This is a genomic window from Undibacterium sp. GW821-FHT11H02, from assembly GCF_058808015.1.
The window spans coordinates 65477-85337 of the sequence record NZ_JBXARG010000011.1 but is presented as its reverse complement, the minus strand read 5'-3'; the positions used below and the strand labels follow the sequence as shown (position 1 = coordinate 85337).

Below are 19861 nucleotides of genomic sequence, written 5' to 3'. Positions count from 1 at the left end.
TGGGTGAAACCCGTGCTGTTCAGGAATTCGACGTGCCAGCGGCGCGGGTTTCACACGCCCTACGAAATCACTGCACCTCTGCGGCTAAAAAAACTTACACAGTACAGGGATAGGAACCTAATATCTTAAAAAACGCCGCATCTTGATTTAGCTCTTCCATCGCGGCTTTCACCTTGGCATCCATCGCATGCCCTTCCACATCGACGTAAAAGTAATATTCCCAATTACCAGTACGCGCAGGACGCGATTCAAAACGTGTCATCGATACGCCATGCTTAGACAATGGTGCGAGCAAGTTATACACGGCACCCGCCTTATTTGGCGTTGCGAGAACGATAGAAGTCTGATCTTTGCCGCTAGGTGTCGTATTCAAACGTCCAACAACGGCGAAGCGTGTGCGGTTATGTGGATCGTCCTGAATATGCGCACTGACGATACCCAGATTATATTGATGTCCGGCGATCTCACTGGCAATCGCAGCGACACTAAAATCCGCACTAGCCATGCGTGCCGCTTCCGCGTTCGACGCGACTGCTTGCCGTTCTACATGTGGATAATGTTGATTGAGCCAAGCTTGGCATTGCGCCAATGCTTGCGAGTGCGCACAAATACGTGTCACGCCTTCCATAGTTCCTGACTTACTCATCAAACTATGTTGTACAGCAATTGCGACTTCACCACTAATGGCGAGACTCGTTTGCAAGAGCAAATCCAAGGTGCGATTGATTGCGCCTTCAGAAGAATTTTCGATAGGCACTACACCAAAATCAGCGGTACCCGCTTCGGTCGCACGGAACACTTCGTCGATAGAGATGCAAGGCAAGGCTTCGATCGCGTGACCGAATTGTTTGTAGACAGCTTGTTCGCTAAAAGTGCCGACTGGACCGAGAAATGCCACCACGACACGGCGCTCTAAAGCGCGGCATGCCGACATCACTTCGCGGAAAATCAATTGAATATCATCGTTGAGCAAAGGGCCAGTATTTTTCGCTGCCATATTGCGCAAGACTTGTGCTTCACGCTCAGGTCTAAAAACAGGTGCATTGGTCTCTGCTTTAACGTGACCAACTTCTTGCGCAACACTGGCACGTTGATTGAGTAATTCCAAAATTGCTGCGTCGATGGCATCGATTTTCTCTCTGAGAGGGAGTAATTTATTGTCGTTCATTTGAAAACCTAAAAACCGTTTTTAGATCAATCACACAGCAAGCGCAATTGAAAAATTTAAATAACATGTTCAATCTTATTCAAGCTTGTGACTTGATTCATCAGCGCCACGGTTTCTAGGTGATGGTGGGTGCCATATAAAGAAAGGGCTGATGATTTAGATTATTTTTTACTTACTATTTGCCTCAGCAAAATCCCGCATAAACCCGACCAAAGCTTGCACACCTTCTATCGGCATCGCGTTATAAATCGAGGCACGCATACCGCCTACTGATTTATGACCTTTCAATTGCAATAAACCGCGTTCTTTTGCCGCCGCTAAAAAAGCGGCATTCAAAGATTCGTCCTTCAAGTAAAACGGTACATTCATACGCGAACGGAATTCTTTTGCAACGCGCGTGACATAGAAATCTGTGCTATCCAAATACTCATAGAGTAAATTAGATTTAGCGATGTTCTTTTGCTCCATCGCCGCAACACCACCTTGACGTTTCAGCCATTGGAATACTAAACCAGCAATGTAGATGGAGTAAGTTGGTGGCGTGTTGTACATGGAGTCATTATCGGCCACGATTTTCCAGTCAAATGCAGACGGACAAATTGGCAATGCCGAACCGAGTAAGTCTTCGCGTACTATCACCAAAGTCAAACCTGCCGGGCCAATATTTTTCTGTGCGCCACCAAAAATCACGCCGTATTTTGAGACATCAATCACACGCGACAAAATATGGGAAGACATATCTGCTACCAGAGCTGCGCCATTGGTTTGCTGCGCGATATCAGGAACAAAGTGATATTCAACACCATCGATAGTTTCGTTCGTGCAAAGATGCACGTAAGCGGGGTCTTTTGACAAATTCCAAGTGGAAGGATCTGGCACGCCATTGAAGCCAGCACTCTCACTGGAAGCGGCGACATTCACGTTCGCGTACTTTTTCGCTTCTTTGATTGACTTACCACTCCATGAACCTGTGTGGATAAAATCAATGGTCGCTGGCTGGGCTTTGCGTCCTACCAGATTCAAAGGCACGATGGCGTTTTCGCCTAAGCCACCACCTTGCAAGAACAAGATTTTATAGTTGGCGGGTAGGTTCAATAATTCACGCAAATCAGCTTGTGCCTGCGCGAGTATAGACATGAATTCTGGGCCACGATGACTCATTTCCATCACCGACATGCCGCTACCATGCCAATCCAACATCTCACTTGCTGCTTGTTGCAAGACTTCTTTTGGTAAGACGGCTGGGCCGGCTGAGAAATTGTAGATCGTGTTCATGGTTTTCAAACCGTTGTATTCAAACGTAGGGTGGGCACGTTTTATGTGCCCACGTGTCCGACGGAAGCCGGAGATTTTATGTCAATATTTTTTCCGAAGTATTTTAACCGTAACGCGTGGGCACCAAAAACGTGCCCACCCTACGTTCATTCTTCGACAGCCGCGTCACCAATTGCTTCGCCGCCTTCAACAGCTTCTGGATCAGCATCTGTTTCAACGATGCGCTGCAAGCCGGAAAGTTTAGTACCATCTTCCACCGCAATCAAAGTCACCCCCTGAGTCGCACGGCCCATTTCACGGATTTCAGAAACGCGTGTGCGGATCAAGACGCCGCCAGTTGTGATCAACATAATTTCATCGGTTGGATCAACCAAGGTTGCGGCCACAACTTTACCGTTACGTTCAGAAGTCTGGATCGCGATCATGCCCTTAGTACCGCGACCGTGACGTGTGTATTCGGTGATAGGCGTACGTTTGCCGAAGCCATTTTCCGTTGCGGTCAAGACTGATTGCTGCTCATTTTCCGCGACCAGCAAAGCAATAACCTGTTGACCTTCTTCCAGATTCATACCGCGCACACCACGGGCTGTACGGCCCATAGGACGTACGTCGTTTTCATCAAAGCGTACAGCTTTACCGGAATCGGAGAACAACATCACATCATGCTTACCATCGGTCAATGCTGCACCAATCAGGAAATCACCATCATCCAAGTCGACCGCGATAATGCCGGCTTTACGTGGATTGCTGAAGTCATTCAATGCCGTTTTCTTCACGGTACCCAAACTAGTCGCCATGAAGATGTAATGATCTTCAGGGAAAGTACGGTTGTCGCCAGATAATGGCAAGATCACGGTAATTTTCTCACCGTCCTGCAATGGGAACATATTCACGATAGGCTTACCGCGTGAATTACGTGAGCCTTGTGGCACTTCCCACACTTTTAACCAATACAAACGACCACGATTCGAGAAGCACAAGATGTAATCATGTGTATTCGCGACGAACAATTGTTCAATCCAATCGTCATCCTTGGTCGCTGTCGCTTGTTTACCGCGACCTCCGCGTTTCTGTGCGCGGTACTCAGACAAAGGTTGCGATTTCATATAGCCCGTGTGCGATAAAGTCACCACCATATCGACCGGTGTAATCAAATCTTCGGTTTCAAGATCCGTCGCATTCAAGACGATTTCAGAACGACGTGCATCTTTATTACCGATACCGTATTCGTTCATACAGGCTGTCATTTCATCAGTGATGATGACGGTAACGCGTTCTGGCTTGGACAAAATATCCAAAAGATCAGCGATCTCTGCCATCACGTCTTTATACTCATTAACAATCTTGTCTTGTTCCAAACCAGTCAAACGTTGCAAACGCATTTGCAAAATTTCTTGCGCCTGATCGTCGGACAATTTGTACAGGCCATCGGTCTGAATACCGTAATGCTTAGGCAAACTCTCTGGACGGAATGCTTCGATACCACCCGGATTATCCGCAGCAGTACGGGTCAACATTTCACGCACCATGGAGCTATCCCAAGCACGTGTCATCAATTCTTGTTTCGCGATCGGTGGCGTTGGGGCCGCTTTAATAATCGCGATGAAATCATCAATATTGGCCAATGCGACAGCCAAGCCTTCCAACACATGACCACGGTCACGCGCTTTACGTAATTCAAATACAGTACGGCGTGTAACGACTTCGCGACGATGCGACAAGAAGCATTCCAACATTTGCTTCAGGTTCAATAGCTTTGGTTGTCCATTCACCAGCGCAACCATATTCATACCGAAAGTGTCTTGCAATTGCGTTTGCTTGTACAAATTATTCAAGACGACTTCGGGTACTTCGCCGCGCTTGAGTTCGATCACAACACGCATACCCGATTTATCGGATTCATCACGAATATCAGAAATACCTTCGAGCTTTTTATCGCGAACGTTTTCCGCAATACGCTCAAGCAAAGATTTTTTATTGACTTGGTACGGCAACTCATCAACGATGATCGCAGTACGACCTTCTTTGCCGAATTCCTCAAAGTGGGTTTTGGCGCGCATCACAACACGACCACGGCCAGTACGATAGCCATCACGCACACCGGATACACCGTAAATCAAACCTGCGGTTGGAAAATCTGGTGCTGGAATAATTTCGATCAATTCATCAATCGTGCATTCTGGATTACGCAGTACATGCAAAGCACCGTTGATGATTTCAGTAATATTGTGTGGCGGGATATTCGTCGCCATACCGACCGCAATACCTGAAGATCCATTGATCAACAGGTTTGGAATACGGGTTGGCAAGACCGATGGTTCTTTTTCTTTACCATCATAGTTAGGCACGAAATCAACCGTTTCTTTATCGATGTCGGCCAGAATTTCATTTGCGATTTTATCCAAGCGACACTCGGTATAACGCATCGCCGCCGCATTATCGCCATCGACAGAACCGAAGTTACCCTGACCATCGACCAAGGTGTAGCGTAAGGAAAAGTCCTGCGCCATACGCACCAGGGTGTCGTAAATTGATGCATCGCCATGCGGGTGATACTTACCCATGACTTCACCGACCACACGCGCGCACTTCACAAATGGGCGGTTGTAGACGTTATTCATTTCATGCATCGCGAACAAAACGCGCCTATGCACAGGCTTTAAACCATCACGCACATCCGGCAAAGCACGGCCTACGATCACGCTCATGGCGTAATCGAGGTAGCTCTTGCGCATTTCTTCTTCAAGGGAAATCGGGAGTGTTTCTTTTGCGAATTGATCCATTGGCGGTCAGACTTGTTTGAGTGCTTACTAAATGCTTAATTATGTGCTTAAAAAACCAGCAGTAAGCTTGGTTAAAATAACAAGCCAGCACTAGGCTGGCGGAAGTCCTACATCTATTAACTCAATGCACCGTCAAAATAGCGATATTTTTATTTATTTGACTATCGCCACCACAGCGGCATTTTGTTTTCAACTGCTCATTTTAGCACGGCTACCCTGCTCTACCATCGTTTTTATAAACCGCCATTCAAGTACTTAAATACACGACAAACAAAGTCTTTTAACATCGAGAAATAGGCAGCTGACAACTTTCACTTTATTTACCGAAAACACCACAAGCTTGAAAGTTTCAAGAAAGATATTTATCATGTTGTCAAAAAAAGACAAAAGCCCCCAATACCGAGTTTGCACTCGAATTCATTTCAATGCTGCGAAGTCGACTTATGGCAAAATCGGTTCACCGCATTGCACAAGACAATTGAAAAATTTCTTTACAGCATGGTGCTTGTCATAGTCATGTCATCAAGTACGTGTTAAAATTCTATCTTTACGTTCTTTGCATTTGCACTTTTGCATCTTTTAACGCAGTTTTTCTGCGTATATTCTCAACCGAGGGAAAAAAATATGAAACTTTTAGTCAAGCTCGCAATTGCAGCTAGTGCCGTTGCCACTTTTTCGGCTTCAGCTCAAACTATCACTGACATCAAAGCGAACACACCATACAGTGCCTATGTACAAGATGCACGTGGCGTCATCGTTCGCGATCCATTCGGTTTATGCTGGCGCACAGGGTATTACACTCCAGCCGATGCAGTTGCAGGTTGCGATTTACCACTAGTTCCACCCGCACCACCAAAACCAGTGGCACCTCCAACACCAGTTGCTCCACCGCCACCACCACCAGCACCAGTAAAACCTCAAGCACCAGTTCCAACTTCTGAAAAAGTCACGTTTGCAGCTGATGCCTTCTTTGATTTTGATAAAGCTATCTTGAAGCCAGAAGCTAAAGTTAAATTGGATGACATGGCATCTAAATTGAAAGACGTTAATCTGGAAGTCATCGTTGCAGTTGGTCACACGGATTCTGTTGGTACTGATGAATACAACCAAAAATTGTCTATTCGTCGCTCTGAAGCAGTGAAGGCTTACATCATCAGCCGCGGTATCGATGCAAAACGTGTTTTCTCTGAAGGTAAAGGCGAAAAACAACCAGTTGCTGATAACAAAACTAAAGAAGGTCGCGCTAAAAACCGCCGCGTTGAAATCGAAGTGGTTGGCACACGTACTATCAATAAGTAATTTTCAAACTTACTTAATAAAAACCCGCTTCGGCGGGTTTTTTTATGGCAAATCGATAAAGTTTAGATTTCTTTCACCAACGACACTGGTGAAATTAATTTTCATCCCTATTTACATTAAAATGAGGCCAGTTTTTCCAAAACCAGCGCACACCCACCCTTCGTTTGCATTCGTACCTACCACTGCTAAAAATTTCTATGTCTATATCCACCTCCGATAATGCAAGCACTAATGTTGATCCTTCTGAAATTCAAAAATTCAGCGATTTAGCACATCGCTGGTGGGATCCCAGTTCAGAATTTAAGCCTTTGCACGAAATCAATCCTTTACGCCTGGAATGGATCAATAATTTAGCGCCTTTAGCTGGCAAAAAAGTAATCGATATAGGCTGTGGCGGCGGGATTTTGGCCGAATCGATGGCGAAGAAAAAAGCGGATGTGACTGGCATAGACTTGTCGGACAAAGCATTAAAGGTGGCAGATTTACATAGCTTAGAATCCGGCATACAAGTTCGCTATGAAAAAATCGCTGCCGAAGACATGGCAGACCGCGAGGCAGGACAATATGATGTTGTGACCTGCATGGAAATGCTGGAACATGTACCCAATCCAGCATCCGTGATCCGCGCTTGTGCCAAATTAGTCAGACCAGGTGGCAAAGTGTTTTTCTCCACCATAAACCGCAATCCCAAAGCCTATCTGTTCGCCATCATTGGTGCCGAATATTTGCTACAGATGCTACCCAAGGGAACCCATGATTACGAAAAATTCATCACACCTGCCGAGTTAACCCAAGACATACGCAATGCCGGACTCATCGTTGATGCAATGAAAGGCATGAGCTACAACCCACTTAGCAAAATTTATTCACTCAATCAAGATACTAGCGTCAATTATTTAGTCGCCTGCACGCGCCCATTATGATTACACCAAAAGCAGTTCTATTCGACTTAGATGGTACGCTTGCCGACACCGCACCTGACTTGGCGGCAGCCGTCAACTTAATGCGCCTCAACCGCGGTTTAGACGCAGCACCCTATCTTAGCTTGCGGCCATTTGCCTCAGCGGGCGCGCGCGGCTTAATCGGAGCTGGATTTCAAATTACTCCTGAACATCCAGACTACGAAGCAATGCGCCTTGAGTTTCTCGCAAACTATGAAGCTGCAATTGCGGTGCATAGTCAACTATTTTCAGGCGTCAAAGAATTAATCACTGGACTAGAACAATTAAACGTCACCTGGGGCATTATTACCAATAAAGCCGAACGTTTTACCAGCCCGCTGATACCACAAATCGAGCTGATCAGCGCTGCATGCATTATTTCTGGCGATACTACACCTCATGCAAAGCCGCATCCAGAGCCACTCTTAGAGGCAGCGCGCAGAATTCAAATTCCAGCCTCGGAATGCTGGTATGTTGGTGATGATTTGCGTGATATCCAAGCTGCACAAGCTGCCGGCATGACCAGTGTGGCCGCTGCTTGGGGTTATTGCGGTGCGACAGAACCAACGCATTGGAAAGCCGATGCCATCCTAGATTCGCCATTGGAGTTACTAGAATTAGTCCGTGGCAAAGTATTACAAACCCAAACAGCCTAAAAAAATAGTTGAAACTTGGAGAGCTCGCCCCATATAGAGTATACTTAGCATTGCTTTGGGGTCGACCTGGTTTCGACAGGGGTTGCAAAGCAGAGCAGGGCATACCGAGGCCAGACTACCTCGTAAATACAATCTGAAATATATAACTGCAAACGATAACTCGTACGCATTAGCAGCTTAATCGCTCGCTAACTCTTAACCGCTTCTTCCCTAGGGCGGGCTGGTAACAGCTTAGAGTCATTTATAGGGAATCGTTTCAAGTTGGGCTACTTAGCTTGGAACTAAATAATAGGTAACTCGTCCTGCCGCAGCGTGTGCGTTCGCGTCGTCGGGATTAAATTAAATAACAGCACTAAGTATGTAGAACTGTCTGTAGAGTGCTCTTGGACGCGGGTTCGATTCCCGCCGACTCCACCAAGATTCGAAAACAAAAAAACCATCCAGTTTCGCCGGATGGTTTTTTTGTTTTCTAACCCCAAGAAAAAGCGAATTCTAGTTTTGTGAGCAATGACTCTTATTCCATGTCCCGTCCTTGCCTGTTTTCGGCAAACTAGCACTTAAGACACCCGCAAGTATTTTCAAATCCTGCGTTTTGCAGCAAGTCCTGACTTAGTTTTACCAGCAACTTCAAAAACGTAGCTACAATGAAAGTCCAGCAAAGCTTAGGCGCTAATATTATTTTTTTGCTTGCTCGCGAATCTTGAGGCAGTTTCTTTCGTACAGAAAAATGACACTCGCTTTTATTTAAACAAAGAACTAAGAAGGAGAGCAACATGACCCAAACCACCTGCGCCGTCAAAGTATCACGTGAATTTACGGCCTCCGCTGTAGCCATTTTTGATGCCTGGTTAGATCCGCAGAAAGCAGGGAAATTTTTATTTGCCACACCGACGGGTATTATGAAAACCGTGGAAATCGACGCGCGCGTTGGTGGCAAATTTTGCATTATCGAAACCAGGGATGGTGTCGATGCCGAGCATCGTGGTGAGTACTTGGAAATCGACCGGCCACAGCATCTGCGTTTTAGTTTTGGTGGCAATCCATTTCCTGCCACCTACGTCACGCTCAGTATTAACAAATCAGAGCATGGTTGCGTTTTACATCTGGTGCATGAAGGCGTGTGGTCAGATTATGAAGCCAGTGTGATTCAAGGTTGGACGAGTATTTTAGAAAACCTCGCCCAACTTGTTTAGATTGATCGTGTTCTTGTTTTAGTTAGCCCAAACCACAAGCGAGTGCGATTCGGTAAGTAATAAAAGAGGCCAAATAAGCGAGTGCAAATAAATAGCCCAGCATAATCATAGGCATTTTCCAACCGCCAGTCTCACGCTTGACAGTCGCTATCGTCGACAAACATTGTGGTGCAAAAACATACCACGCCAACAAGGACAATGCGGTCGCTATGCTCCACTGTTTTGCGATCAAAGGCATTAAGGCTTCAGCCGTGTCACTACCAGCCGCTGCCAAAGCATACACAGTTCCTAAAGAACTGACAGCCACTTCTCGTGCCGCCATACCAGGCACCAAAGCAATACTGATTTGCCAGTTAAAACCGATAGGCTCGAACACGACTGCCAAAGCTTTACCGATGTAACCCGCAAAACTATATTCTATCGGCATTCCGGTTGCGCCAGCGGGTGCGCCGGGATAGCTGGCGAGGAACCATAAAGCGATCGTCAGCATCAAAATAATGCCCCCAACGCGACTCATAAAAATCACCACACGCTGCTTTAAACCTATCAAGACATTGCGAATAGTTGGTAAATGGTAGCTCGGTAGTTCCATCATCAAAGTGCGTATCTGGCTTTGCGCGGTAAATCGTTTCAAGACCCAAGCCACGGCCAATGCGCCGATAATGCCTGCGCCATATAGGGCGAACAAAACCAATCCTTGTAATTCAAAAATTCCCCATACATCTCGCTGTGGAATGAATGCCCCTATTAATAAGGCATATACCGGCAAACGTGCGGAACAAGTCATCAATGGCGCGATCATAATCGTCACCATACGATCACGTGGATTGGCAATCGTGCGTGCAGCCATGATGCCTGGTATCGCGCAGGCAAAACTCGACAACAAGGGAATGAATGAACGACCCGACAAGCCCACTCCTCCCATCAAGCGATCCAGTAAGAAAGCAGCACGTGGCAAGTAGCCCGACTCTTCCAAGACCAAGATAAAGAAGAACAGGATCAGAATTTGCGGCAAAAACACAATCACACCACCAGCGCCAGCAATAATGCCGTTGACGATCAAACTTTGTACCCAACCTTCAGGCAACAATGTGGAAATGCTTGCACCCAGCCATTCCGTACCCTCTTTAATCAAGTCCATGGGGACGGTTGCCCAAGCGAACACGGCTTGGAACACCAAAAATAAGATGACGGCTAATAGCGTAGGTCCGACTACGGGATGCAGCACGACACGATCAATCTTATCACTCGTGTTATGGGGGACTATTTCATCCAAACCCAATTTTGCCAAAATCTGGCGCACACGCTCATGATCGAGATCCGTGTGCGATTGGATTGCTGGATCGCTGTCGTCCAGATGGGCGTGACTATTTAAAGCTTGAATATTGTCCAACATCGCTTTCAAGGCAGTATCGCCACCTTGCTTGATACCCACCGTGCGCACAACAGGAATACCTAACTCGCGTGCTAGGGCCTGTTCATCGATATGCAGGCCACGCTGTTCTGCCATATCCGTCATATTCAGCGCCACCATGCAAGGAATACCGAGACGCTGTACCGCTATCACTAAACGCAAGCCACGCCGTAAATTCGTGGCATCCACCACGCATACTACGTAGTCAGGCCGTTTTTCGCCTATCGCATTACCGTATAAAACATCATGCGTGACACGTTCATCAGGAGAACGTGGATGCAGACTATAAGTGCCGGGCAAATCCAACACGCGCAAGGTTTTACCGGACGCAGTATGCAAGCGCCCTTCTTTGCGTTCCACCGTCACGCCGGCGTAATTCGCAACTTTTTGTTTGCTATCGGTGAGTAGATTAAATAAGGCTGTTTTACCGCAATTGGGATTGCCGACTAAGGCAACTAAGGGACCGCTGGCATGGAAGTGAATAACTGACTGTGTCGCTGCGGGTTTAAGCTGTTTCATGCAGCAGCCTTATTCTCTAAATCGTTTGCCAACACATCAACCAGCACACAAGCCGCCTCGGCTTTACGTAAGGCAAAAGTTGACAAGCCGATACGAACCACCAAGGGATCTCCGCCGAAGGCACCGCGTGCCATCAAGGTCACTGGCTCTCCTGCGATAAATCCTATGTCTTCTAATTGAGTCAACCATTCCGGCATACCAGTCGGCACGAGCAACTGACGCACCACACATTTTTCGCCAATCGCAATATCCGCCAGCTTTTTTACTTCAGCGGAAATGCTCAGCGATGGCGATGGCAGCGGTACTGCCGGTACTGGCTTGGTGAAATTCGCAGGCGTTGCCATATTTGCATTTATGGAGTTCATAATACTAGTCGGGGTCGCGATCAATGAAGAAACTTGTTTCAAGACAAAACTATAAACGAGAATCATTCTTATGTAAATCAAAGTCGGCGTGCTCGCGACGATGAATTCTTTAACTTATATCAATAGATTCGCCATTTTTTATCAAATATCAAAAAATTCATGACAATCCTGAATCTTTCCTCGCCTTTAGCACTCCATAAAAAGCGTCTAACTGAGTAAAAATTGCTTAAATTTTAATAATTTCTAATTGAGAAGAGTCAAGGAAAAAGCTGTACAGAGGTCTATAATGAAGCATCCATTTCTGCTGAAAAGCATCACACTCTGATCTCACTCCACGAAAAAACTAGCATGAATGCCAACGACAAAATCCTAGGATGGCCCGATATGTCACCACAAGAAATTTCCCTCGATGTCCTTCTGGAAAAATACGCCAAAGGCGAAGAAGCGACCATTCAGGACGTCCAGGCACGCGTCGCCAAAGCCCTGTCCAGCGTTGAGGCACCCGACTTCCAGGCCTACTACGAAGAGAAATTCTTATGGGCACAAAAAAATGGCTTCGTACCTGCAGGCAGAATTAATTCAGCCGCAGGGATGGATTTACACGCCACCTTGATCAACTGCTTTGTACAACCAGTCGGTGATTCAGTTTCCAGCACCACTGATGGCAAACCAGGTATCTACACCGCCCTATCAGATGCGGCAGAGACTATGCGTCGCGGCGGTGGTGTCGGTTATGACTTTTCAACAATACGTCCCAAAGATGCCTTAGTACGCGGCACCCGCTCACGTGCTTCTGGTCCCGTCTCGTTTATGCAAGTATTCAATGCCTCATGCTCTACGGTTGAATCAGCCGGTGCCAGACGTGGTGCGCAGATGGGTGTTCTGCGTTGCGATCATCCCGACATTCTTGAATTTATTCATGCTAAGGATCAAGGTGGCCTGACTAACTTCAATATTTCTATAGGCGTCACCGATACCTTTATGAATGCGGTTGCCGCCGATGGCGATTTTCTGCTAACCCATAAAGCCGAACCCAGCGACGATAAAAAGCTCAGTGGTGCTTATCAAAATGAGCAAGGCTTGTGGGTATATCAAACCGTCAAGGCGCGCGACTTGTGGGATGAAGTCATGAAATCGACTTACGATCACGCCGAGCCTGGCATTTTGTTTTTATCCCGTATCAATGCCGAAAACAATTTGCACTATTGTGAAACGATAGAGGCCACGAATCCTTGCGTGACGGCAGATACCTGGATTGCCACGTCAGAAGGTGCCAAACAAGTCAGTGCATTATTAGGTACTCCATTTCATGCCATCATTAATGGACAAGAATTTGCATCGAGCGATTTAGGTTTCTTTGCAACGGGAATAAAACCCGTCTTCAAACTGAAGACAAAAGAAGGTCAAGAATTGCGTCTGACCCATGATCATTTGGTCAGAAAAATCACAAAGTCGACTCGCTACCGCCAAGAATTTAGTTGGGTCAAAGCGGGCGAACTCACAGCTGGTGTTCAAATTGCCCTGCACAATCATCGCAACTATCTTGGCTGGCAAGGGAATTATTCAGAAAATCAGGGCTACTTGATCGGCCTGCTCTTGGGTGATGGCACGCTAAAAGAAGAAACAGCCGTACTCAGTGTGTGGGACAAAGAAATCAAACACCAAGTCAATGGCAGCTCCTTCGCGACCAGCAATGGCATCATCGCAGCCGCAGAGCACGCAATGACAGAGCTGAAAACCCGTTCGGATTTTCAAGGTTTTTGTGCGATAAAGGGACGTGACGAATATCGTTTAAAAAATAGTAGCTTGAGAGATTTAGCTTTCGAATTAGGCATGCGCCCTCAAGCGAAAATCATGCACGATGCGTTTGAAACGAGCTCTTCGGATTTTTACATTGGATTTCTACGCGGATTATTTGACGCTGATGGCTCAGTACAAGGCACACAAGAAAAAGGCATCAGTGTAGTTTTAACTCAAAGCAATATCGACACGCTGCAACGCGTACAACGTATGTTAATGCGACTAGGCATCGTCGCCACGCTTTATCAAGAACGCAAAGGGCCACACCCTGTAGAAAAGATGATGCCCGATGGTCATGGTGGCAAGGCACTTTACCTGACACAAGTGGTGCATGAATTGTGTATTAGCGGCGACAATCTACAGCGCTATGCTGAACTAATAGGATTCGCGGATACAGCAAAAAGCGATGCCTTGGACAAAGCATTGACAAATTATCGTCGCAAATTAAATCGCGAACGCTTTAGCGCAACCGTCGCGAGCATCAGCTTCGACTGCGAAGAAATGGTCTACGACGTGCAAATTCCGGGTATCAATGCATTCGATGCCAATGGTTTGTATGTACACAACTGCGGTGAACAACCTTTACCCGATTACGGCTGCTGCTGCCTCGGCTCTATTAACTTAACGCGCTTCGCAAAGTCTGCTTTTACCGAACAGGCGAGTTTCGATTTTGAGGCATTTCAAACCGTCGTCAGTGTCGCTACCCGCATGCTGGATAATGTGCTCGACGCTACCGCATGGCCGCTGCCACAGCAACACGACGAAGCCATGTCGAAACGCCGGGTCGGCTTGGGCTTCCTAGGTTTGGGTAGCGTTTTGGTGATGCTGGGCCTACGTTACGACTCGGCGGAAGGACGCACATTTGCGACCCAGGTTGCCGAGGCTATGCGTAACACCTCCTACCAAGCCTCAGTCGAACTCGCGAAAGAAAAAGGCGCATTTCCTTTATTCGATAGTGAGCAATATTTACAAGGCTCGTTTGCAAAACGCTTACCCGATCATTTACGCCAACAAATCGCGCAATATGGTTTACGTAATTCACACTTACTCTCAATCGCACCAACCGGCACGATTACATTAGCCTTTGCCGACAATGCCTCGAATGGTATCGAACCCGCGTTTTCCTGGGTTTATAACCGCAAAAAACGCATGGCAGTAGGCGACAGTAAAATCTATGAAGTGGCTGATCATGCCTGGCGTCTGTATCGTCATTTAGGTAATGACGTATCGGACGATAGCAAATTACCGCCCGCCTTTGTCACTGCTTTAAATATGTCGGCGAATGATCATATGCTGATGCTGCAAGCAGTACAACCTTATGTCGATTCCGCCATTTCCAAGACCGTCAATGTGCCGGCTGATTATCCGTATGCAGATTTTCAAAATCTCTATATGGATGCCTGGCGCGCTGGGCTCAAAGGCCTTGCCACCTATCGTCCCAACAATATATTAGGCAGCGTTTTATCCGTCAGCACTGAAACCCCTGCGTCCGTGATCAAGGCCGTACCGGATGACGATTTGCTGCGCAAACAATTTGATGGCCGTCCATTTGGCGATCTCGAATCAGTCACATCCAAAGTGCAGTACATGACCTATGAAGGCAAAAAAACTGTTTATCTGACGGTCAGCTTCATTCATATTCAAGGCATGGTGGGTGGTGAACTAGCGACCATAGAACGACCGTTTGAATTTTTCATGCCTGCGGGCCAAAAAAACGATGGGCAGCAATGGATTTCCGCTAGTATGCGTTTGCTGTCGATGGCAGCACGCTCAGGCGGCTCCATCGCCAAAGCGCTGGCCGACATGCGCGAAGTAGTATGGGATAAAGGTACTGTACGTTGTGGCATGATCACCAAAGATGATGGTTCACAAGCCCCCTTGTTTCATGAATCCGAAGTCGCAGCGATTGGCTATTCCCTACAACGCATATTGATGAAGCGTGGCTTCTTAGACGCAGGTGGTAATCAGGTGCCTATCGTTGTATTGGCAGAAAAATTCAAAAACAAACAGCTTGCCTACGGCATGGATGACTTAGCATATGAAGTCGAATCCGCTCCCATGACCTATACGGCAACAGGTAAAAAATGTCCTGATTGCGGCGCTTATGCATTACAAAAAATAGATGGCTGCTCGCGCTGTGTTTCTTGCGGATATGTTGGGGCTTGCGGATAGAATTTTATTCGGCATCAACAAACAATGTGACTTACACTACCGTCAGCTATCTCACTAAATAAGTTGGAATTTCGAAAGCTTTTCAATCACCCCAAAACTTCACCAATAAAAAACCCGCATCGAGCGGGTTTTTTATTGGGGGAATTTCGAGAAAATTTACTTTATCAACAGGGCATTCACTTCTGCCAGATCAGCTTCTTTCAAAGAACCCGCCGCTGCTTTCAAACGCAATCCACTCATGATGGAATCGTAACGCGCTTTAGCCAAACTTTGGCGTGTGTTTGACAGCTTTTGCTGTGCATTCAAAACGTCGATATTGATACGCACACCAACTTGGTAACCAAGTTTGGTTGAGTCCAAAGCAGATTGACTGGAGATTTCAGCGGCTTCGAAAGCTTTGATCTGCGCCAGACCACTAACTACACCAATATAAGACTGGCGTGCCGTCTGTGCAGCACTGCGACGTGCAGTTTCTAGGTCGTTGCGGGCTTTATCTTCTAAAGCAATCGTTTCACGTACCCGGCTATCGGTGCCAAAGCCATTAAAAATAGGGATCTTGACAGAAACACCTATCGTAGTTGGCTTACTCACGCCAGGTGGCAGTGTAGCGGATGAACCCGTACTGCGACCAGTACTCGCAGAGAGATCTATGGTTGGCAAATGACCAGCACGACTCTTCTTAATTTCGCGCTTTGCTACTTCCAAAGACACTTCCGAAGCGGCGACAGAAAAGTTCTGTTTTTCCGCAGACTCTACCCAGTCATTCAACTGAGCAGGAATAGGTGCACTCAATTGCACGCCGTCTTTTAAGATAGCCAAATCACCGGCATCTTTACCAATGATTTGGCGCAAGGCTGCACGTTTTACATCTAAATCACCTTGTCCAGCTAATTCTTGTGCGGTAATTAAATCATATTGTGATTGGGCTTCGTGGGTATCCGTGATCGTCTGAGTTCCCACTTCAAAGTTACGTTTTGCCGAAGCCAATTGTTCTGCTACCGCTACTTTTTGCGCTTGCAAGGTTTTTAAAGTATTTTGTGCAGCTAAGACATCAAAATAGGCCTGACTAACACGTAACATTAAATCCTGTTGTGCTGCGGCGAATTGCAAATCTGAACTAACTACTGCTAATTTAGATTGTTCGTAATTCTCCCAAGTTGCCATGTTGAACAACGGCTGAGACAAGGACAAAGTCATAGAACGACCTGTACTATTGCTGGTAGTGGTTGCACCAACATCTGGGTCAAATTCTGAATGCGTCTTTGTCACACCAGCACTTAGTCCTACGCTTGGCAACAAGCTAGAACGACCTTGGACAGAGCGTTCCTGACCGGCCAATTTTGAAGCACGTGCTGCACTAAATTGGGCATCATTGACTAAAGCTTCTTTATAGATTTGCAGCAAATCGCTGGCGCCGGCATTCAAGGAAAGAAACGCGGTCGCGATAACACTAGCGATAATAGATTTACGCATAAAATGCTCCGAAAAAAATTAAATATCACTTCAATTGATGATCTGCCTTCAAGCAGATGGCTACAAATGAGCTGAATAAATCAAATGCAGGCGTCTTTAGCACCACTAAAGACTGCCCTAATATGTAGCCATTGAGGTATCAACCTGCAATGCCCACGCATGTACTCCACCGGTCAAATTAACAACTTGATCAAAGCCATTTCTCTCGAGGAAATGTGCTACTTGCATACTGCGACCACCGTGATGACAAATACAAACTATGGTGGCTTCACGATCTAACTGCTCAAACTTCAAAGGCACTGTATGCATGGGTATGAGCTGCGACTCAGGAATATGACAAGTTTCATACTCCCAAGGTTCCCGAACATCAAGTAAAAATGGCGCTTTTTTTGAAGAATCGGCTAACCATTGTGCTAACTCGGGTGCAGTCATATTTTGCATAAGTATTTTTTCTACCGAAACGATGGATTTAATTCAAAGAAATCACAAACTAAATGTCGATGCTGGCGCAACTTGAGACAAGCGCGGCACCGATGTTTCGAATAACTTTTTCGTGTTAAAGAATAACTCGGACTCGCGCGTGATTAACTGCGCGGTCATCACTGGCTCACTGCCAACTACGACAAATAGGCGGCCAGCAACATTGAGTTGCTCTTGCAAGGATTGTGGCAAGGATTCTAAGGAACCTGTCACCACGATGACGTCGAATGCAGCGAATGAGCCTGCTTGCATTGCATCGCCCCATTGCACATCAACATTACGAATACCGTTCTTAGTAATATTATTTTGTGCCAGCTCGCGAATTTCAGGCACGGCTTCCATCACTGTCACATGGCGCGCCTGATAGGCCAGCATAGCGGCCAGGTAACCAGTATCCGCACCTATCACTAACACGGAATCCGTCTTTTTCGCTGCGACTTCTTGAACTATGCGGGCTTCCAGTTTCGGCGTTAAAGAAACGATGCCAGGAAACAAAGGCAGGCCAGTATCAAAGAATGCCAGGCTTTTTTGCGCTGCTGGGAAAAAGTCTTCACGTTTTACAATACTGAGCAACTCCAAGACCTCTGGCGAACTCACATTGGTCGGACGAATTTGCTGCTCTATCATATTAAAACGGGCTTGTTCGATGTTCATGGTCAATTTACTCACTTGCATTAGTTGTCAAAGGTCATTCTGAATATCTTAGCTATTTACTACAAGAACAAGTCTATTCAGTTTACGCCCGAAAAAGAAACTGCATTTTATCAAAGCACGCCATGAAAAGAAGCATTTACATCAATATTTGCCAAAATCAGCGCGATTTATTCGGTGATTTCGCAGGAATCACGCAATTTTAAAATAATACTCAGGCCAAACTGGTAAAAAAGTATCAAGTGCCCAAATTCGTCGACGACAGCTTGTAGATTAATGATCACTTTTCTATCAAAATACTGCGCAAAGCCATGTCAATATAATATTCAAGATAGGCTGGCAATTTAGCGTCATCGACTTTACACACGCCACTGGAATGTTTCCACATCATCATCATAATCATCGGTGCGGTAATCATCCTTGGCGCGATTTCCAAGTCAAGCTGGCGTATCTCACCACGCGCGATACCTCGTTTCAATACGCTGGTCACCAAATTTTCACCGCGATCAACCACTTCTTCCTGATAAAAGCGTGCAAGTTCAGGGAAATTACCGGCTTCTGCCATCATTAGTTTCGGCAAACCCGAGAGCTTAGAGGCGCCCACACTACCCCACCAAGTTCGCATCAAATTGCGAAACAGATCTTCGCTGGTACCGGTAAATTGCTCAATAACCTCTTCAGCCTCACCAATCAATGGCACGATGGATTCACGCACAACGGCCTTAAATAATTCTTCCTTACTGCAAAAATACAAATACAAAGTGCCTTTCGACACACCAGCCGACTTTGCCACATCATCTAAACGGGTCGCCGCAAATCCACGCGCCACAAAATGATCAAGCGCAGCATCCAATAGCTCCTGCGGACGCGCATCTTTACGTCGCTCCCAGCGTGGCTTAAAAGGGCATGACATCATATTAAAAACACACCATAAAATTAACTTACTCTAGAGTCAGTAATGTAAGCGGTATGCTCAATTTGGTCAAGGCAAGTCCAGCAACAAATCCTCGAAATACCCAGGCAAGACCAACAACATAAAGTTTTGAAATATCTTTTTAAAATGCCAGAGTGCACATATAAAATAACCGACTCCCACAAATTTAGTTGCAAATTTCAACTAGACCGAGCAAGAAATAAAGGCACTCGGTTTACAATACGTCCATGAAAACCAAAGAATGTCGCCCGCAGTGTGCCGCCTGCTGCATCGCCCCCTCGATTTCCAGTCCAATTCCAGGAATGCCCGATGGCAAACCTGCTGGCATACCTTGCATCCAATTGACGGCGGACCTGCGCTGCGCTATTTTTGCTCAGCCTGGTCGGCCCGCATGCTGCTCAGGTTTACAAGCGTCACAAGAAATGTGTGGTGATACGCGCGACTATGCTTTGCATTGGTTGCAGGTATTGGAGCAATCGACCGCCCCAGATCTAGGGCCTGTTAACATTTAAATTGGGAGTGCGAATGCGGAAAAACGGGCACAGGGCTAGGCTATCGCTAAAGGAAAGCATCCTTGCAAGGATGCTTCGTTGCGTCAGTGAGCAGCATGCTGCTCTAAACCCTGACTTCACCGTCAAGGCGCGCCGCAGTGCGAGCACTGTAAGCGACTTGCAACAACGCCATGTGCCCGTTTTACCCATTCCCGAAGGGTTCAAGCCAAAACGCGCGATGGACAGC

General features: G+C 46.6%; 15 protein-coding genes and 1 other RNA gene. 7 read left to right on the top strand and 9 right to left on the bottom strand.

The annotated features are described in order from the left end of the window. Window positions 1–94 precede the first annotated feature (94 nt). The 3 genes from pheA to gyrA form a co-directional block, all read right to left on the bottom strand. The gene (gene pheA / locus AC1RR2_RS12550; protein ID WP_493222602.1) at window positions 95–1168 is read right to left on the bottom strand and encodes a prephenate dehydratase; all 1074 of its coding nucleotides are present in this window, start codon (window positions 1166–1168) and stop codon (window positions 95–97) included. Window positions 1169–1336: 168 nt separating this feature from the next. Continuing rightward, window positions 1337–2443 (bottom strand): 3-phosphoserine/phosphohydroxythreonine transaminase, encoded by a 1107-nt coding sequence (gene serC, locus AC1RR2_RS12545; protein ID WP_493222601.1) that lies wholly within the window; start codon window positions 2441–2443, stop codon window positions 1337–1339. 146 nt (window positions 2444–2589) lie between these two features. Further along, window positions 2590–5226: a DNA gyrase subunit A gene (gene gyrA, locus AC1RR2_RS12540; protein WP_493222600.1), complete on the bottom strand. Its 2637-nt coding sequence runs from the start codon at window positions 5224–5226 to the stop codon at window positions 2590–2592. 624 nt (window positions 5227–5850) lie between these two features. On the opposite strand from gyrA, the gene ompA reads away from it, so the two are divergent. From ompA to AC1RR2_RS12515, 5 genes are all read left to right on the top strand, one after another. After that, complete coding sequence (gene ompA / locus AC1RR2_RS12535; protein WP_493222599.1) at window positions 5851–6525, top strand: outer membrane protein OmpA; 675 nt, start codon at window positions 5851–5853, stop codon at window positions 6523–6525. A 197-nt stretch (window positions 6526–6722) separates the two neighbouring features. Beyond that, on the top strand, window positions 6723–7448 hold the full coding sequence (gene ubiG / locus AC1RR2_RS12530; protein ID WP_493222598.1) for a bifunctional 2-polyprenyl-6-hydroxyphenol methylase/3-demethylubiquinol 3-O-methyltransferase UbiG: 726 nt from the start codon (window positions 6723–6725) through the stop codon (window positions 7446–7448). Beyond that, window positions 7445–8122: an HAD family hydrolase gene (locus AC1RR2_RS12525; protein WP_493222597.1), complete on the top strand. Its 678-nt coding sequence runs from the start codon at window positions 7445–7447 to the stop codon at window positions 8120–8122. The genes ubiG and AC1RR2_RS12525 overlap by 4 nt, the downstream gene beginning before the upstream one ends. 57 nt (window positions 8123–8179) lie before the next feature. Beyond that, window positions 8180–8539, top strand: a transfer-messenger RNA (tmRNA) gene (ssrA, locus tag AC1RR2_RS12520). 356 nt (window positions 8540–8895) lie between these two features. After that, a complete protein-coding gene (locus AC1RR2_RS12515; protein ID WP_493222596.1) occupies window positions 8896–9315 on the top strand; it encodes an SRPBCC family protein in 420 nt (139 codons plus the stop codon). A 22-nt stretch (window positions 9316–9337) separates the two neighbouring features. Here the strand turns inward: AC1RR2_RS12515 and feoB are convergent, their stop codons facing one another. Further along, complete coding sequence (gene feoB / locus AC1RR2_RS12510; RefSeq protein ID WP_493222595.1) at window positions 9338–11248, bottom strand: ferrous iron transporter B; 1911 nt, start codon at window positions 11246–11248, stop codon at window positions 9338–9340. After that, entirely contained in the window at window positions 11245–11613 is a 369-nt protein-coding gene (locus AC1RR2_RS12505; protein ID WP_493222594.1) for a FeoA family protein, read from the bottom strand. The genes feoB and AC1RR2_RS12505 overlap by 4 nt, the downstream gene beginning before the upstream one ends. 348 nt (window positions 11614–11961) lie before the next feature. Here AC1RR2_RS12505 and AC1RR2_RS12500 point away from each other — a divergent pair, with 348 nt between their 5' ends. Then, window positions 11962–15585 (top strand): ribonucleotide reductase barrel domain-containing protein, encoded by a 3624-nt coding sequence (locus tag AC1RR2_RS12500; protein WP_493222593.1) that lies wholly within the window; start codon window positions 11962–11964, stop codon window positions 15583–15585. A 156-nt stretch (window positions 15586–15741) separates the two neighbouring features. Here the strand turns inward: AC1RR2_RS12500 and AC1RR2_RS12495 are convergent, their stop codons facing one another. The 4 genes from AC1RR2_RS12495 to AC1RR2_RS12480 all read right to left on the bottom strand — a co-directional run bounded on the left by AC1RR2_RS12495 (window position 15742) and on the right by AC1RR2_RS12480 (window position 19105). After that, complete coding sequence (locus tag AC1RR2_RS12495; protein WP_493222592.1) at window positions 15742–17058, bottom strand: TolC family outer membrane protein; 1317 nt, start codon at window positions 17056–17058, stop codon at window positions 15742–15744. A 117-nt stretch (window positions 17059–17175) separates the two neighbouring features. Then, window positions 17176–17499, bottom strand: a complete 324-nt coding sequence (locus AC1RR2_RS12490; protein ID WP_493222591.1) for a rhodanese-like domain-containing protein — start codon at window positions 17497–17499, stop codon at window positions 17176–17178. Window positions 17500–17541: 42 nt separating this feature from the next. Further along, window positions 17542–18192, bottom strand: coding sequence for a protein-L-isoaspartate O-methyltransferase family protein (locus AC1RR2_RS12485; RefSeq protein WP_493222590.1), 651 nt, complete (start codon window positions 18190–18192; stop codon window positions 17542–17544). Window positions 18193–18469: 277 nt separating this feature from the next. Then, window positions 18470–19105, bottom strand: a complete 636-nt coding sequence (locus AC1RR2_RS12480; protein WP_493222589.1) for a TetR/AcrR family transcriptional regulator — start codon at window positions 19103–19105, stop codon at window positions 18470–18472. A gap of 245 nt (window positions 19106–19350) precedes the next feature. Between AC1RR2_RS12480 and AC1RR2_RS12475 the strand changes: the two genes are divergently transcribed. Next, a complete protein-coding gene (locus AC1RR2_RS12475; protein ID WP_493222588.1) occupies window positions 19351–19635 on the top strand; it encodes a YkgJ family cysteine cluster protein in 285 nt (94 codons plus the stop codon). Window positions 19636–19861 lie beyond the last annotated feature (226 nt).

What these genes read in the sequence shown, in the direction of transcription:
- gyrA (WP_493222600.1), bottom strand. Translation starts at nt 5,226, where the DNA reads ATGGATCAATTCGCAAAAGAAACACTCCCGATTTCCCTTGAAGAAGAA.
- AC1RR2_RS12475 (WP_493222588.1), top strand. Translation starts at nt 19,351, where the DNA reads ATGAAAACCAAAGAATGTCGCCCGCAGTGTGCCGCCTGCTGCATCGCC.
- AC1RR2_RS12495 (WP_493222592.1), bottom strand. Translation starts at nt 17,058, where the DNA reads ATGCGTAAATCTATTATCGCTAGTGTTATCGCGACCGCGTTTCTTTCC.
- pheA (WP_493222602.1), bottom strand. Translation starts at nt 1,168, where the DNA reads ATGAACGACAATAAATTACTCCCTCTCAGAGAGAAAATCGATGCCATC.
- ompA (WP_493222599.1), top strand. Translation starts at nt 5,851, where the DNA reads ATGAAACTTTTAGTCAAGCTCGCAATTGCAGCTAGTGCCGTTGCCACT.
- AC1RR2_RS12525 (WP_493222597.1), top strand. Translation starts at nt 7,445, where the DNA reads ATGATTACACCAAAAGCAGTTCTATTCGACTTAGATGGTACGCTTGCC.
- AC1RR2_RS12505 (WP_493222594.1), bottom strand. Translation starts at nt 11,613, where the DNA reads ATGAACTCCATAAATGCAAATATGGCAACGCCTGCGAATTTCACCAAG.
- AC1RR2_RS12485 (WP_493222590.1), bottom strand. Translation starts at nt 18,192, where the DNA reads ATGAACATCGAACAAGCCCGTTTTAATATGATAGAGCAGCAAATTCGT.
- ubiG (WP_493222598.1), top strand. Translation starts at nt 6,723, where the DNA reads ATGTCTATATCCACCTCCGATAATGCAAGCACTAATGTTGATCCTTCT.
- AC1RR2_RS12490 (WP_493222591.1), bottom strand. Translation starts at nt 17,499, where the DNA reads ATGCAAAATATGACTGCACCCGAGTTAGCACAATGGTTAGCCGATTCT.
- AC1RR2_RS12480 (WP_493222589.1), bottom strand. Translation starts at nt 19,105, where the DNA reads ATGATGTCATGCCCTTTTAAGCCACGCTGGGAGCGACGTAAAGATGCG.
- feoB (WP_493222595.1), bottom strand. Translation starts at nt 11,248, where the DNA reads ATGAAACAGCTTAAACCCGCAGCGACACAGTCAGTTATTCACTTCCAT.
- serC (WP_493222601.1), bottom strand. Translation starts at nt 2,443, where the DNA reads ATGAACACGATCTACAATTTCTCAGCCGGCCCAGCCGTCTTACCAAAA.
- AC1RR2_RS12515 (WP_493222596.1), top strand. Translation starts at nt 8,896, where the DNA reads ATGACCCAAACCACCTGCGCCGTCAAAGTATCACGTGAATTTACGGCC.
- AC1RR2_RS12500 (WP_493222593.1), top strand. Translation starts at nt 11,962, where the DNA reads ATGAATGCCAACGACAAAATCCTAGGATGGCCCGATATGTCACCACAA.